Consider the following 14,218-nt stretch of genomic DNA (forward strand, 5'->3'; position numbering starts at 1 on the left):
CGTTCTGTGTAACTCCCGATCATGGAAGTGCATCTGATGACCGACATGATGTCCGGCGTGGAGAACGCTGAGGACTCGAAGCCAGAGATGGGTTTGGCTGGTCTGCACGACCAGCTCGTCGAGCAGTTGGTGAGCCGTGCCAAGGCCGGTGGGTTGAAGCTGACCGGCGAGGGCGGGGTATTGCAGCAGCTGACCAAGCGGTTGCTGGAGTCCGCGCTGGACGGCGAGATCGCCGATCACCTGGGCTCTGACAAGCACGACCCAGCTGGCCGCGGGACCGGCAATTCACGCAACGGCACCCGCTCCAAGACTGTCCTGACCGACGTCGGGCCTGTGCAGGTCGACGTGCCCCGTGACCGAGACGCCAGCTTCGAACCGAAGATCGTCGCGAAGCGGCAGAAACGCCTGACTGGTGTCGACGAGATGGTGATTTCTTTGGCTGCCATGGGATTGACCACCGGAGAGATCTCCGCGCATCAAGCCGAGGTTTAAGGTGTCGAGGTGTCGCGGCAGACCATCTCCACCATCACCGATAAGGTGGTCGAGGGCATGGTCGAGTGGCAGAACCGGCCGCTGGACCCGGGGCGGTTTCTACCGATCGTTGCGAATGATCTTGGCTATGAGTCGACGTTCCCATTGTTGCATGAGGTCGTGTGGGGTCTTGTCGTTGAGACACAATCGCGGCCGGTCGTTGAGTTCGCTGGCGATGTGATCGAGCTGGCCACGGGTCCACACGCTCAGGTCGGTGCCCTTGGGGCGGTACTGGCGGGGGAGGCCGTTGGTGTTTTCGTTGCTGCCGCGCTGCCAGGGTGCGTGCGGATCGCAAAAGTAGATCTTCAATCCGGTGCCGAGCTCGATCCTGTGATGGTGGAACGTTTCGTTGCCCTGGTCCCAGGTCAGTGTGCGGCACAACCCGGCTGGGAGGCGGGTAAACGTGCGGATCAGGGTGTCGCCGACCGTCTGGGCGCTGTGGTCCGTCGCGAGTGGACGCAGGATCGTGAACCGGGTTTTGCGTTCCACCAGCGTGATAATCGCGGACCGCTGCCCGGCCCCGACGAGGAGATCGCCTTCCCAGTGGCCGATCTGGCGTCGTGACTCGACCGAGGCGGGTCGTTGCCGGATCGAGCGCATCGCGGTCGGCTGTTTCAAGGCGCCATCTCGAGTTCGGCCCCGGCCGCGGCGATGCCGGTAGGTCCGCCGTGTCCGCAAGGTCGCTTGCGCAGCCGGGCGATCAGGCCACGGTAAATCGCATCGTAGAGCGTCTCGTGGCACACATGCGAACCTGGGCGACGCGGGTAACGGCGGCGCAGCCACCGGCTGATCTGAGCCGGAGACAAATGCTTGCTTAGCTTGCCGGCCACCGCCTCGCGCAACCCGGTGTTGACCGCACACGTGCGCGGTTTGGGGCGTCGGCGGCGCAGGTGAGCCTGATTGTGCGCATACCAGGGCTGATAACGACCGTCGGGCTTGCGGTTTCGGTTGATCTCCCGGTACACGGTTTGAGAGCTCTTGCCGATCCGGGCGGCGATCGCCTTGACCGCGTCGCCGCGATGAAGCCCGTCGGCGATCTCGATCCGGTCGTCCTGGCTCAGAAGCCGCGGGCTGATGGGCTTGTCCACGAAGTTCACCTGGCCAGCGTCGATGAACCACAACGACCCGCAGCTGAGCGACACGCCCACCCGCTCGGCGGCCGCCGAGCCCGACATCCCGGTCCTGATCAGCTGAAAATACCGGCGTTTGACCACCACCGGCCTCTTGTCCCACGCGTACCTCGGCATGCGAATCCCATCCTGTCGAGATTCGCAACGACCGATAGAACTCAAGCGGTCTATCCGGTGATCTTCATCGACGCGATCGTGCGCCACGAGGCGCCATGTAACCGAGTGGAGGTGAGAGACCTCCACCGTCTGGCCGTCGCAGCGGCTGGGCTGGAGCTGAGGGCAGCCTGATCCGGGGAACGCCGGGGAGGGTGGGAGCAGCCCTGACAACGCCGGGACGGCTTGGTACTGCCAGACGGGTCGGGTTCGGCAAGCGAGACGAGAGGGCATACGAGAGGAACCAGCGAAGACGTCCCGTAAGCGATGAACCGGCTCGAATCTGGTGGATGTGGGCCGGGATGCAGTGCACGGCCGCCGCGATAAACGGGGGCCGACTTCGTGCAGGGTCGATAGTGCTCTGCGCGGAGGCCATGGTGAAGGTCTGCGGCGTAGCCATGGCGATGCTGCCAGGACAGCAGCTGGTGCAGGACTCGTCGACCCGGACTCGGATGCGCCCAGGGTGCTCGGCGTCGACGACTTCGCGCTCCGCCGTGGCCACCACTACGGCACGATTCGGCTGCCTCGAGTTCAGCGAGAGTGAGGGTTCCTCGCCGTGAGCCCCAAGGGGCCAATCCACCGAGGACCGGTGCTCGATCCGTGGGTTCGGGGTCGCCGTAGTATCCGCCGAAAATCGGGCGGATATGCCTGAGCTGCGCGTTTGACCTGCAGGATGTGCCGGTGGTCGGTGGGTCACGGCGGGCCTGTTATCACGGGTATCCCGGCTATCGTTGAGGGCGCGGCTGGAACGCGTACCGCCGATCGCCGCCGTCATTGGGTGCCCCCGCCACCTGGCCCTAGCCTTGCCCCGTGAGCACGCAGTTCCTGCAAGGCCGCTTCGAAGTCGGCCAGCATCTCAGGTGTAGGATTGTGTAATCTTTTGGCGACCACGTAAGCGTGCGTGGCCGCGTCCGCGATCTGATCCTGTGCCCTGGCCATCTCGGTGTAGGTCGGGTATTTCCTGTCCCCGTGGGCCCGTACTTCCTTCACCACCAACGGCATGTCGTCGACCACGTCGAAATCGTCCAGCACAGTCATCCGATCGAAGCAATACTTCATCACGTCCCGGTGATCGTGCTGGTCGGTTAGTGTTGCCTCCCAATACAAGCGCGTCTTGTCGTCACTGTCTCGCAGCGTCTCCTCCGTGGTCGTGACGGACTGGGACTCCGCATGAGCGACACGGTCCGGCAGCCGCTCGGTGACCCTGGTTATCGCCAGGCGACAGATCTTCTCTGAGAACAGCCGCAGGAACTCCTGGGACTGGTCAGGCAGAGCTCGACGCAGTTTCTTGGGCTCGAGTCGGGTCAGCTCGGCTGCGTGGTACTTCACCGGATCCCAGCTGGTGGGGTATGTGAAGAGTGCTGCAGCATGAATGTACGCCGAGAACACGTGGGAGCGCACGGCCTGCACCGACAGCTCCGCCACCTCGACCAAGCTCATGGCACGGTCCATGATTTGGTCCGAGATGTGTTTCAGGGCACGCCAGCTCAGATACATGGCTGTGACCTCATCGGCGAATGCTAGCCCGTCACGGCGGTGGGCCAGTGTGTGCACGCCAAAAGCAGTGAATGTGTGCGCCTGCAGATACTGCCCGAACAGGTAACCCGTCTCTGCGGGGACGCCCACATTGAATTGGACCCAAGGCCCCCTATCAGACCCCAATGCCAAAGGTCCGATCCGGGCGGCACGACCCAACGCGGTCATTTCCCAGCCATCCTGCGGGCGCAGCACCTCCGCCAGCGCCGTGTTCGGCCCATCACCCCCAGCTCCGGGGACCTCGGCCATCGCCTGGCTCACCATCCGGTAGATAGCCCTGCCCTCTTCCAGCGAAATATCGCGCACCTCGCCGGGCAGGTGCGGCATGACCCACAGAACCAGTTCCGGGTACCCGAATGTCACCGGCTGTACCATGCTCGCGGAGGCGCCCTCCTCGGTGGTGTGGAGCCGCCCCTGGTCGTCCTTGAAGAAGGTATCCACGTCCAGTGTCACCTCCGCGCCCCGGCAGCGTGCCAGTACCGCCGTCCCGTGACGCTCCAGCACCTCCTCAAGCACCTCCTCGATGTCAATCGAGTCGTCATCGTCGAGGTCGGCCCCGAAGCGGTCGATGTGGCCGCTGCGCCCTCAGGCATCCGATTTTGACAGTCTCTTCGGCCCCGGCAAGAAATATGATCTTGAAGTGTGTCCCAAAGTGCGGCAGCCCTCGAAGCGGTGCGGATTTTATGGTGCGGTGCAGCGCATGTCAACGTGTGAGGCGCGTTTAATGCCTGTCTATGTCTCAATGGGACATGTGCTGTGTGGCCGCTGGACCACACTCAACCCCGGTAAGTAGCTTCTTGGTCAACGCGAGGTCATTGCGGGGAGTATGCCTCTCCCGGCAGTTCGATGGCGCCGCGTGACAGCGGACAGTCTCGAGCTCCGGAGAAACAATATGAGCTTGGTCGCCTTCGATTCCTCTTCAGCGCCGCACTCTGCTGGTTCGCGGGAAACGCCGCCGCTCAGTTACCCACTTTACGTGTCCGGCCAGGACTCGGAAGGTGTCGGCTGGGTCTACACCGTCAGCTCACGTTCGCTCCTGCATGATGCTTTCACCAGTATCAGCCTCAAACGAACGCTGGAACAGGATGCCGATTCGGCCGCCGCGCAGCATCCCTATGTAGTCGGTCGCTGCGCGGTCGCGGGCGACCAGGACGTGGAACAGGCACTGAAGGCGGCGTCGAAGGCCGCGCCCGAGTGGGCGCGTGTGCCGATGGAACGCCGGATGCGGCTGGGTGCGGCCTTCCGGAAGAAACTCCAGGAGCATGAGGACGAGTTTCTCAGGCTCCTGGTCGCCGAGGCTCACCCGATCGCCCTCGCCCGATGGGAACTGAGCTGCCTGCTCGAGGTGTACAGCGAGGAAAGCTGTTCGTGGTACCAGCGGAACATGTATGCCGAGTTCGGCCACGGCGGACGTAGGCTCCAGGTGCGGCGCCGGCCGGACGGTGTGGTTTGCCTCAACCCACCCCAGAACGCGCCCGCGCCGAGCGCCGCGCTGGCCATGCTGATGGTGATGGCGGGTAACGCGGTGGTGGTCCGTGCGCCTCGGAGCATCGCGCTGAGCACCATGTACGTGTTGCGCGAACTGGCCGTGCCGCTGCTTGATGAGCTCGGTGCGCCGCCCGGCACGCTGAACCTCCTGTGTGGCAACCCCGGCCGAATGCTGCGGCAGTGGGTGGACAGCCCGCTTGTCAACGACATCTTCTACATCGGAAGTGTCGAAGAAGGGCTGAAGCTCGAGCAGGAGTGCATCGCCAAGGGTAAGAAGCCGGTGTTGGAACTTGCCGGAAACGATGGCGTGGTCGTGTGGGCTGACGCGGACCTCGAACACGCGGCCGAGGCCATCGCCGAGTGTTTCTACGGCTCGGGCCAGATCTGCATGGTGCCCAACTACGTGGTGGCACACCCGGCGATCGCCGACGAACTGATCGACCTGGTCGCCCAGCAGGCGGCCAGGATCAAGCCTGGGGACCCGGATGACGAGGACGTGCTGCTTTCCCCGGTGCGCCGCACAGAACGCTTTTTCGCGCTCCTGGACCAGACGACGAAGCTGGGGTCCAGGCTGGTGTGTGGCGGAGCGCGGATCGAGGCGGACGGAAACCCGTCCGATACCGGGATCTTCCTGCAGCCCACCGTAGTCCGTGTCGAAGGGCTCGCCCACGCGCGGGACCATGATGTGGTGCGCGAAGAAACGTTCTTCCCGCTGCTTCCCATCGTCGTTGCCGAGCTGGATATCGGAGACGACCTGTTGGAGGAGGTCCTGAAATTCGTCAACGCGAACGAATACGGGCTACGTAACTCTTTGTGGACGCGTTCTCCGGACGTGATCGACGCGTTCATCGCAGGTGTCGGCAATGGCGGTCTGCTCAAAGTCAATGACTCCCATATCGGCTTCCTGCCCTATGTACCCAGCCATGGCGGCACGGGGCTCACCGGCGGGGCTTTCGGTGAGGCCAACTATCCGATGTTCAGGACCTCGCACTTGCAAGGCGTGGCCGTCGCCAGCGACGTCAGCCCGCAGCGCGAGATCTTGGGCAGAAAACTGGACGGTGGTGAACGCAGCGCATGCGACAGGTCACAGTGAACATCATCTTCGAGAAGGCACGAATCAACGAGGCCTACGACGCCGTCCTGCGATGGGAACTTCCCGCTCCCGAAACCGGCGCCAGCTGGGAATGGAACAGCGAGGCGTCGAATGCCGCTCCACTGATCACCTCGGGCGTGCGGCCGAGATGGCTCGACTTCCGCACCGGTACGCTGCGGTGGAACGAGGAGATTCGTTCCTATCCCGAGGACAGGGAGATCCGGTTCGCGCTGACCGACGGCGACTTCGCGTCCTTTGCTGGGCGCTGGGCCTTCCGGGACGCAGGCGACGGCGTGGCAGTTCGGTTCGAGGTCGGCTTCGACTTCGGGATCCCCAGCATGGAATCGATTCTGGACCCCATCGCGGAGACGGCGATCACGGCGACCATCTCGCGCGCGGTCCTCGGAATGGCGCCGCGGGGGCACGTCGAACACCTCGAACTCGCGCGGCAGGACTCGTAACCGTGCGTGCGTGCGTGCTCGCCGGCATCGGGGCTTGGCTGCCGCCGGGTCTGGTGACCAACGCGGACCTCGCGAATCGGCTGGACACCTCGGACGACTGGATCCGCCGCCGTACGGGGATCCGGCAACGCCATGTTGCCCCGGTTGGTGTCGCAGCCTCCGACCTGGCCGTCAAAGCGGGCTCTCGGGCTTTGAGATCCGCCGAGGTGTCGAAAGTGGATGCGGTCGTGCTTACCACGTCGACCCCCGACCGGCCGTTGCCGGCGACGGCCCCCGTCGTAGCCGCCCGGCTGGGTCTCGGCACGGTCCCGGCCTTCGACGTTTCCGCGGTGTGCAGCGGATTCCTCTACGGGCTCTTCGTGGCATCCGGCCTTGTCGCAGCGGGGAATGTCGACCAAGTGCTGCTGGTCGCCACTGAGGTGTACAGCTCGATCGTCGACCCGCTCGACCGCTCCACCGCGGTCATCTTCGGTGACGGCGCCGCGGCCGTCGTTCTGCGTGCGGGCGTTGCCGGGGAATATGGAGCACTCGGACCGGTCGTGCTCGGCAGTGACGGTGAATCCGAGAGCCTGATCCAGATTCCCGCGGGTGGGTCCAGACAGCGCACGCCGAAGGTGCCCGGAGACGGGTACTTCCAGATGGCGGGCCATGAAGTGTTCCGGCAAGCCGTGCGTCGCATGTCGGAAGTGTCCCGGCAAGCCCTTGGGGCGGCCGGGTGGCAACCGGCGGACGTCGACCGGCTCGTCGCGCATCAGGCCAACGCACGCATCATCGGCGTACTCGGTGACGAGCTCGGCCTGCCGCCTGACCGCGTGCTGTCCAACATCGAGACTGTCGGCAACACCGGCTCGGCATCGATCCCGCTGCTGCTCGCACAAGCCGCCGCGGACGGTCTGCTGACACTCGGTCAGCGCGTACTGCTCACGGCTTTCGGAGGCGGGCTGGCGTGGGGTGCGACGACCCTGACCTGGCCCGGCGTGCCGGCCGTTCGCCCGTCCGAACACCATGAGTAGAAAGGAATGACCGGTATGTTCGAGGTACTACAGGAAATCTTGGTCGACAAGTTGAAGATCCCGGCGGCGGAGGTCAGAGCCGAGGTGACACCGGAGGATGCCGACCTCGATTCGCTGACGATCGTCGAGCTGTCCATGGTGCTGGAGAAGGAATTCGGCATCGAGATCAGCGAGGACGAGATCAAGAGTGCCGCCACGCTCGGCGACATCGCGCGACTCATGGAGCAGCGGAGCACGAGAGTCTGATGGGCATCGAGGTGGCGGTCACCGGGCTGGGCCTGGTGACTCCGGTCGGTGTCGGCGTCCCGGTGAACTGGGCGGCGGTATGCGCGGGAAAGCCATCCGCCGCCTGGGACGCCACAGCGTCGCAGCTCTCCTGCCGCGTGACCGGGTTCGACGCGGACGCTTTGCTGGGAGCACGCCGAGCTCGCCGCCTGGACCCGTTCGTCCAGTTCGCGCTCGTGGCCGCGGCGGAAGCGATCGCCGATGCCGGGCTGGATCCGGGTACCTGGGAGGGGGCCCGTGTCGGCGTGGTCCTCGGCTGTGCCGACGGCGGTCCGGCAACCGTCGAAGCGCAACATCGGGTGTTTCTCGACGAAGGAGCACGTCGAGTGTCCCCGCTGCTTTTGCCGATGCACCTGCCCAATATGCTCGCCGGCCAGGTGGCGATGCAGTTCGGCGCGCACGGGCCCAATCTCGTAGTGGCCACAGCATGTGCCTCAGGCGCCACGTCGGTCGCCATGGCCTGCGATCTCCTCGCACTCGACCGATGTGATGTCGTGTTGGCCGGCGGCAGCGAAGCCATGCTGACGCCGCTGCTCCTGGCAGGGTTCAGCAGGATGGGAGCGCTGTCGGAGCGGTTCGACGAACCGCTTACGGCATCCCGGCCCTTCGACGCGGACCGCGACGGATTCGTTGCGGGCGAAGGCGCCGGCGTGCTCGTCTTGGAACGGGTCGCGGACGCCAGGGCCCGGGGCGCCACCGCGCACGCTCGCGTTGTCGGGCACGGGCTGAGCACTGATGCCTACGACATTACCAAGCCCGAACCGCGAGGTCTCGGCAGCGAGGCCGCTCTGCTCGCCGCGTTGGACGATGCCGGTGCCTCTCCGCGCGACGTCTCCCATGTCAATGCCCACGGAACGTCCACTGTGGCCAACGATCGCGCCGAAGGAGCGATGCTTGCCCGAGTGCTGCCTCATCGGCCCCTCGTTACCTCTACGAAAGGCGTCACCGGCCATCTCCTCGGTGCCGCGGGGGCGGTGGAGGCCATCTACACCGTTCTCGCCGCCGAACACGGAATTGTTCCCCTGACCGCGAACTTGTCACGTCTGGATCCTGGGATCGACATCGACGTGGCGATGACGACGTCCTCGGTCGCGGTCGAGTTGGCGCTGACCAACTCCTTCGGTTTCGGTGGACAAAACGCGGTCTTGGCCATCGCGTCGGCGTAATTGTGCCGATTGCGTCGACTTGATCGCGCAGCCCCTGAGCAGGACGCGGCCGTCAGCTGGGGGATGTGTGGCGCATCGTGAGGCCGTCTTGTCCAGTTGACCTGGTAACCGGGCGTGAAGCCAACCGGCACAGGCGAATGTTGCCCAAATTCGCGTGGGGGATGCCTGGTTGGCTTCGGTGCTCGGCCTGGTCTGTCGCGACTGCGAAGATTGACTCTCCTTTACCCGAACAGCGTCATCTTGGCCAAGAGGTGCACATGTCCGAAAAGAAATCACCTCGACCCAAAGCTGCCCCACTCAAACTCCTCCTAGACGGGAATGGGGTCGGGCTGGTGAGCCCCCTGGACGGGACTGTCCGTGCCCGCGCCATGCGGACAGTCCGCCGGATGTCGCGGGACGAGGCCGACAGCGCCGACTTGATCGCGATGCTCGGATTGGACCTGGCCGACGCTGATGTGGAGTACGGGTGCGACAACTAGCGTTGTCTCATATGCACAAGTGCTTGAACGTGAACCGGTTTCTGATTGTGTGTCGTGCTGCCGATTGTCGCGTGTCGGAACGGTCTCGAGTGGACAGTAGAAGCTGGCCGGCCGATGCGGGGCACCGCCGGATTCGCACTGCTGGAGCCTGGCAAGCGAAGATCCGGTGATGAGGGATTCAGGTTCGCGCGGCTCCGGGCATCGTGGCACGACCATCCCGTCATCTGACGAAGCTGTTGTGGGTTTCTGTCGAAAAGTGCTAGCAACTGGCCAAAGGGCGTCATGAGCAACCCGCTGCCGCGGGTCATTGGAGTGAAATCGGCCAGGCGATCCATGGTGAACGGCGAATACCTTCCGGCGTTGCTATGGATAGCAGGTGGCCCGTCCGATCCCCAGTGATTTATGGCTACTATTGTCTGCCCGTTCGGGCCCGCCTTGGTGGTCTATAGTAGCTGTCGCGTGGGCACTTGGTTGTTTCGCAGAAGCGGGAATCTGGTTTCCCTGACAATGGGACTTCCTGGGTACCCGCCCTGGGGTGCCACGTGAAATGGGGAGAAGCAGCCCGCTCGCGTCCGGCTCTGGACCCGCGGCCACGGGGCGGGCGGGCTGCTGTTCCTCATCCACGGGTTCCGGGTTCGAGTCCCGGCATGGCGACCATCTTTTCGTGCGTCGTGCGATTTCCGTGGCCGGTCGGTGTGTTGTGCGCGTGGATCACCATTGACTCCGCCGGCTCACTCAATCCTCTGTGTCCTCCGGCAATAGCAGTCTCTGGGATGGACGTTGCCCTGAAAGAAAATTCTCGTGGCCCGAAAGGGCTGTTTCGTCGCGCGCACTTTCAGTCCATGTTAGGTGAGGCTAATCTAAAGGTGACACTGGGGAACAGGTCGCGCGCGGATGGGTTCGGAAGCGCAAATCCTTGGTGTGCAAGGACATTCTGCGCGGGCTTGGGCGCCTGCCGAGTTGGAGGTGTTCATTGCCACACTTAGTGAAAGTGACTATCAATTCCAATAAGGTGGCGATACGTTCACTCCTGAGACTCACCGCTGTGCGCGACCCGAGAGGAGGGCTTGTGTCATGAGTGTGTGGACTCATTGGCTGCGTTGCCGTGTACCCCGGCCGGCGGCCGAGGCGCGTTTGGTGTTACTGCCGCACGCAGGGGGTGCGGCGAGTTTCTATGGCGCTTGGGCGGCCGCCATGTCGCCCGTCTTGGAAGTCGTGACAGTGCAATACCCCGGTCGGGAAGATCGGCTGGCCGAACCCTTCACGACGGGAATGGGCGCTCTCGCCGAAGATGTCGCCTCGGCATTGGTCGCGCAGGACGATCGGCCGACTGTCCTTTTCGGACATAGTCTTGGTGCGCTTGTCGCCTATGAGGTCGCCCGGATCCTGGAGTTCCGTCATTGCGTGACCCCCGCACGTCTGGTGGTGTCCGGACGGCGAGCACCATCGGATTCACCGGGCGGGGTGGTGCACTTGATGCCTGACGACGCCGTGATCAAGGAATTGATCGAGCTCGGCGGAACGAACGGGGACCTCCTGGCCGACCAGGACGCGCGATCGGTCTTCCTGCCCGCGATCCGTGAGGATTTCCGACTCGCCGAGACGTACCGGCACCTGCCTGGTATGGAGCCCAGTTGCCCCATCACTTCGGTGATCGGAAGCGAAGACACCGAGGTGAGCACCGTGCAGGCGGAGCGCTGGGCCGACCACTCCACCGGGCCGTTCGACCTGAACATCCTGCCCGGAGGGCATTTCTATCTCTTGGAGCAGGCCGAGGCCGTGTTTGACATCCTCGCCCGGCCCATTCCCGCGAAGAGGGGCGACCAGTGACAGTCGAACGTCGGATTTCGTTCGAGTCGGACGGCGTGGAGGTCGCGGCCGCGCTGGCCGCCGGCTCGGTCGAGCCACACGTGGTCTACGAGGGCAAGGATTCGGTGTGCTGGGCCGAGGGGGAGTTCGCGGTCGTCAGCGTGCGTGGATCGGGCGCGACTTTGATCGAGGACGGTAAGCGGACCGATTTCCCCCTGCGGCAGCCGCAGGCTGCCCTGGCCGAGGTTCTCGGCGCCATCGCGATGCCGGAGTGGCGGGCTTACGGTTGGATCAGTTTCGAATGGAGTCACCTGTTGCACGGCGGTGTTCCGTCCGAGAGCGGCGGGCCGCTGGTCTATTTGGCCGTTCCGCGACGCGAGATCCGGTTCGTGGACGGTGCGGCTACGTTGCGGGCGGCGAATGAGTCCGAATTGGACGATCTGGATGCCAGGCTTTCCCGGGCGGTCGCGGCGTCGGGAACGACGACGGCACCGGATCTGGTGATGATCGACGAACGCGAAGATCTGTCCGGGTATAGGGAGGCGGTGGCGCAAGCCGTGTCCGAGATCCGGGCAGGTTCACTGGACAAGGTGATCCTGTCCCGGGTCGTGCCGGTCGAGGAGGATCTCGACTTTCCCGCGACCTACGTGGCCGGTCGCAAGGGGAACGCTCCCGCGAGGTCTTTCCTGCTCCGCCTTGGCGGTTGGGAGGCGGCCGGATTCAGCCCGGAGATCGTCGCGGCGGTCGGCGCGGAAGGTGCGGTCAGGACTCAGCCGCTGGCGGGGACGCGGGCGTTCGATGGTGACTCGGTGCTCGACGTAGCACGTCGCGAGGAGTTGTACCGCGACGCCAAGGAGGTTTTCGAGCACGCCATCTCCGTTCGGCTCGCCGCGATGGAGATGGCAGGAGTGTGCGCGCCGGGAACGGTGCACGTCGCTGATTTCATGTCGGTCAAGGAACGGGGGAGCGTGCAGCACCTCGCTTCGGACGTGGCGGGCACGCTGATGGGTGACCGAACGGCGTGGGACGCGCTGGGCGCGCTGTTCCCGGCTGTCACCGCGTCGGGAATCCCGAAAGCGTCGGCCTGCGAGGCCATCGGACGTATCGAGCCCAGCGGTCGCGGCCTCTACAGCGGCGCCGTGCTGACCATCGACTCTGCTGGGGAGCTGGATGCCGCTCTCGTGCTCCGCAGCGTTTTCCGCCGCGACGGACGCACGTGGTTGCGCGCGGGCGCGGGGATCGTGGCCGACTCCACTCCGAACCGGGAGTTCGAAGAGACGGTGGAAAAGTTGCGTAGCGTGTCGCGGTTCCTCGTGCCGTCCGCTCCCGCGCTCACCGCGGCGGCTGCGCGATGACCCGAGTCGTGGTGGCGGGCACGGCGTTCGGACGGATCTACCTCGACGCGGTGGCCGGGAGTCCCGACTTCACCCTCGCGGGGGTGCTGGCCAGGGGAGGCGACTACTCGCGAGCATGTGCGGCGCGCTACGGGGTTCCGCTGTTCGAGTCCGTCGACGAGGTTCCCGACGACGTGGACGTCGCTTGCGTGGTCGTCCGGTCCGGCGCCCTCGGCGGACCCGGAACCGAGCTCGCGCAAGCGTTCCTGCGGCGGGGCGTGCACGTCCTGCAGGAACATCCGGTACACAGCGGCGAGATCTCGGACAACATCCGGGTCGCACGGGCGGGACGCGCGGCGTATGCGGTCAACACGCTGTACCCGAACCTCCGGCCGGTACGGCGGTTCCTGGCCGCCGTCGAAGTGCTGCGGAGCCGGCAACGGCTCGGCTTCATCGACGCCGCCTGCAACAGCCAGGTCGCCTACCCCCTGCTGGACGTTCTCGGCCGGATGACCGGTGGCCTACGCCCGTGGGCTTTCGGCGAGGTGCACCGCGGGGACCGGCACCCCTTCTCGAGCCTGCACGCCGAAATCGGCGGCGTTCCGGTCACGCTGAGGGTGCAGAACCAGGTTCACCCCGGAGACCCGGACAACCATTCGTACCTGCTGCACCGGATCTCCGTGGGTTGTGAGGGCGGCGTGCTGACCCTGGCCGACACCCACGGCCCGGTGCTGTGGAACCCGCGCCTGCACTCACCCCGGGACGAAACCGGGCGGCTCGTGATGGCCGGACCGGGTACCGAACGCCTGGACGTGCCGAGCACTGTCGTTCTCGGCGACGAACGACCCGGTACCTACCACCAGGTGTTCGCGGAGCTGTGGCCCGATGCCGTTTCGGAGAGTCTGCGGGTGTTGCGGCGGGACGCGGCCGACCGGAACCGGCGGACGGCGGCGGGGCAGTGGGCGCTGGGCGTTTCCCGGATGTGGAGCGATCTCACCGCTCGCATCGGGATGCCCGAACTGGTGGAGCCGCCGGAGCCCGAACCGATTCCGCTCGCCGATCTGGTCGCCATGAAGGAGATCGCGTGAAGTGCAGCCACATTCTGCTCAAGGTCGACGATCTGCATGAGGCGGTCGGAGACTTCCGGGAGCTCGGATTCACCGTCGACTACGCCTCCGAGGAGCGCAAGGCACGGCACGCCCATATCTGGTTCCGCTCTGGACCGATCCTCGAGCTGGTCACCACGCCGCCGGGGGCGTCGCTGATGACTTTGCCACTGAACCTGATGTTCGGTCGTGGCGCCGGCCGGCGAATGACCCGCTGGGCCCGCGCCGCCGAAGGATTCTGCGACGCGGCCGTGCTCGCCGGTCGCCACGAACTCAGGCGCGTCGGACGGGTCGTGGACTGGAAGCGCACCAAACGTGATGGCTCCACGGCCAAGTTCGCCTTCACCTACCCCCGTCATGACCGGATCCCCTTCCTGGTCACTCCCTATGACCCGCCACAACATCCGCCGGACGTGGTGCACGTCAATGGTGCCCGGGGGGTGAGCCGCGTCGTCGTGGACGTCGCTCCCGCCGACCGGGCCGAGTTCGACCGGATCGCCGGCGACGATGGGGATTTCGAACTCCGCGACGCGGAAGTGACCGCGATTCGCGCGGTAGGCCTCGCCGGAGTGGCGAGAGCGCTCGACCCCGATCTGTCGCATGGCGCCGTCTTTCTGCCTCATTGACCCACACG

The 14,218-nt window shown here is 65.2% G+C and carries 12 protein-coding genes and 1 pseudogene; 10 read left to right on the top strand and 3 right to left on the bottom strand.

What is annotated here, in order from left to right; all coding sequences use genetic code 11:
• Positions 1 to 36 precede the first annotated feature (36 nt).
• Positions 37 to 579, top strand: a pseudogene (locus tag MJQ72_RS19435) (transposase); the annotation flags it as partial.
• A gap of 12 nt (positions 580 to 591) precedes the next feature.
• On the opposite strand, the gene MJQ72_RS19440 reads toward MJQ72_RS19435, so the two are convergent.
• The 3 genes from MJQ72_RS19440 to MJQ72_RS19450 all read right to left on the bottom strand — a co-directional run bounded on the left by MJQ72_RS19440 (position 592) and on the right by MJQ72_RS19450 (position 3,866).
• Positions 592 to 1,209 carry an IS30 family transposase gene (locus MJQ72_RS19440; RefSeq protein WP_240601370.1) on the bottom strand — a complete coding sequence of 206 codons (618 nt, stop codon included), beginning with the start codon at positions 1,207 to 1,209 and terminating at the stop codon, positions 592 to 594.
• Complete coding sequence (locus tag MJQ72_RS19445) at positions 1,146 to 1,865, bottom strand: helix-turn-helix domain-containing protein (protein WP_240600778.1); 720 nt, start codon at positions 1,863 to 1,865, stop codon at positions 1,146 to 1,148. Before MJQ72_RS19445 ends, MJQ72_RS19440 begins: the two co-directional genes overlap by 64 nt.
• Positions 1,866 to 2,585: 720 nt before the next feature.
• A complete protein-coding gene (locus tag MJQ72_RS19450) occupies positions 2,586 to 3,866 on the bottom strand; it encodes a hypothetical protein (protein ID WP_240600779.1) in 1,281 nt (426 codons plus the stop codon).
• A gap of 460 nt (positions 3,867 to 4,326) precedes the next feature.
• Here MJQ72_RS19450 and MJQ72_RS19455 point away from each other — a divergent pair, with 460 nt between their 5' ends.
• The 9 genes from MJQ72_RS19455 (at position 4,327) to MJQ72_RS19495 (ending at position 14,210) form a co-directional block, all read left to right on the top strand.
• Positions 4,327 to 5,931, top strand: a complete 1,605-nt coding sequence (locus MJQ72_RS19455; RefSeq protein ID WP_240600780.1) for an aldehyde dehydrogenase — start codon at positions 4,327 to 4,329, stop codon at positions 5,929 to 5,931.
• Positions 5,913 to 6,392 (top strand): SRPBCC family protein, encoded by a 480-nt coding sequence (locus MJQ72_RS19460; RefSeq protein WP_240600781.1) that lies wholly within the window; start codon positions 5,913 to 5,915, stop codon positions 6,390 to 6,392. Before MJQ72_RS19455 ends, MJQ72_RS19460 begins: the two co-directional genes overlap by 19 nt.
• A 14-nt stretch (positions 6,393 to 6,406) precedes the next feature.
• Positions 6,407 to 7,405 (top strand): beta-ketoacyl-ACP synthase III, encoded by a 999-nt coding sequence (locus MJQ72_RS19465; RefSeq protein WP_240600782.1) that lies wholly within the window; start codon positions 6,407 to 6,409, stop codon positions 7,403 to 7,405.
• A 15-nt stretch (positions 7,406 to 7,420) separates the two neighbouring features.
• Positions 7,421 to 7,651 (top strand): acyl carrier protein, encoded by a 231-nt coding sequence (locus tag MJQ72_RS19470; RefSeq protein ID WP_240600783.1) that lies wholly within the window; start codon positions 7,421 to 7,423, stop codon positions 7,649 to 7,651.
• Complete coding sequence (locus MJQ72_RS19475; protein ID WP_240600784.1) at positions 7,651 to 8,856, top strand: beta-ketoacyl synthase; 1,206 nt, start codon at positions 7,651 to 7,653, stop codon at positions 8,854 to 8,856. The genes MJQ72_RS19470 and MJQ72_RS19475 overlap by 1 nt, the downstream gene beginning before the upstream one ends.
• Before the next feature lie 1,553 nt (positions 8,857 to 10,409).
• Positions 10,410 to 11,165 carry a thioesterase II family protein gene (locus tag MJQ72_RS19480; RefSeq protein WP_240600785.1) on the top strand — a complete coding sequence of 252 codons (756 nt, stop codon included), beginning with the start codon at positions 10,410 to 10,412 and terminating at the stop codon, positions 11,163 to 11,165.
• Positions 11,162 to 12,499, top strand: coding sequence for a salicylate synthase (locus tag MJQ72_RS19485; protein ID WP_240600786.1), 1,338 nt, complete (start codon positions 11,162 to 11,164; stop codon positions 12,497 to 12,499). Before MJQ72_RS19480 ends, MJQ72_RS19485 begins: the two co-directional genes overlap by 4 nt.
• The gene (locus tag MJQ72_RS19490; protein WP_240600787.1) at positions 12,496 to 13,566 is read left to right on the top strand and encodes a Gfo/Idh/MocA family oxidoreductase; all 1,071 of its coding nucleotides are present in this window, start codon (positions 12,496 to 12,498) and stop codon (positions 13,564 to 13,566) included. The genes MJQ72_RS19485 and MJQ72_RS19490 overlap by 4 nt, the downstream gene beginning before the upstream one ends.
• Complete coding sequence (locus MJQ72_RS19495; protein WP_240600788.1) at positions 13,563 to 14,210, top strand: VOC family protein; 648 nt, start codon at positions 13,563 to 13,565, stop codon at positions 14,208 to 14,210. Before MJQ72_RS19490 ends, MJQ72_RS19495 begins: the two co-directional genes overlap by 4 nt.
• The last annotated feature ends 8 nt before the right edge of the window (positions 14,211 to 14,218 follow it).

This window comes from Amycolatopsis sp. EV170708-02-1 (assembly GCF_022479115.1).
Classification (GTDB): domain Bacteria; phylum Actinomycetota; class Actinomycetes; order Mycobacteriales; family Pseudonocardiaceae; genus Amycolatopsis.

Excerpts from the sequence above, each read along its gene's own strand:
- MJQ72_RS19490 (WP_240600787.1), top strand. The coding sequence starts at position 12,496 with ATGACCCGAGTCGTGGTGGCGGGCACGGCGTTCGGACGGATCTACCTC.
- MJQ72_RS19480 (WP_240600785.1), top strand. The coding sequence starts at position 10,410 with ATGAGTGTGTGGACTCATTGGCTGCGTTGCCGTGTACCCCGGCCGGCG.
- MJQ72_RS19460 (WP_240600781.1), top strand. The coding sequence starts at position 5,913 with ATGCGACAGGTCACAGTGAACATCATCTTCGAGAAGGCACGAATCAAC.
- MJQ72_RS19475 (WP_240600784.1), top strand. The coding sequence starts at position 7,651 with ATGGGCATCGAGGTGGCGGTCACCGGGCTGGGCCTGGTGACTCCGGTC.
- MJQ72_RS19470 (WP_240600783.1), top strand. The coding sequence starts at position 7,421 with ATGTTCGAGGTACTACAGGAAATCTTGGTCGACAAGTTGAAGATCCCG.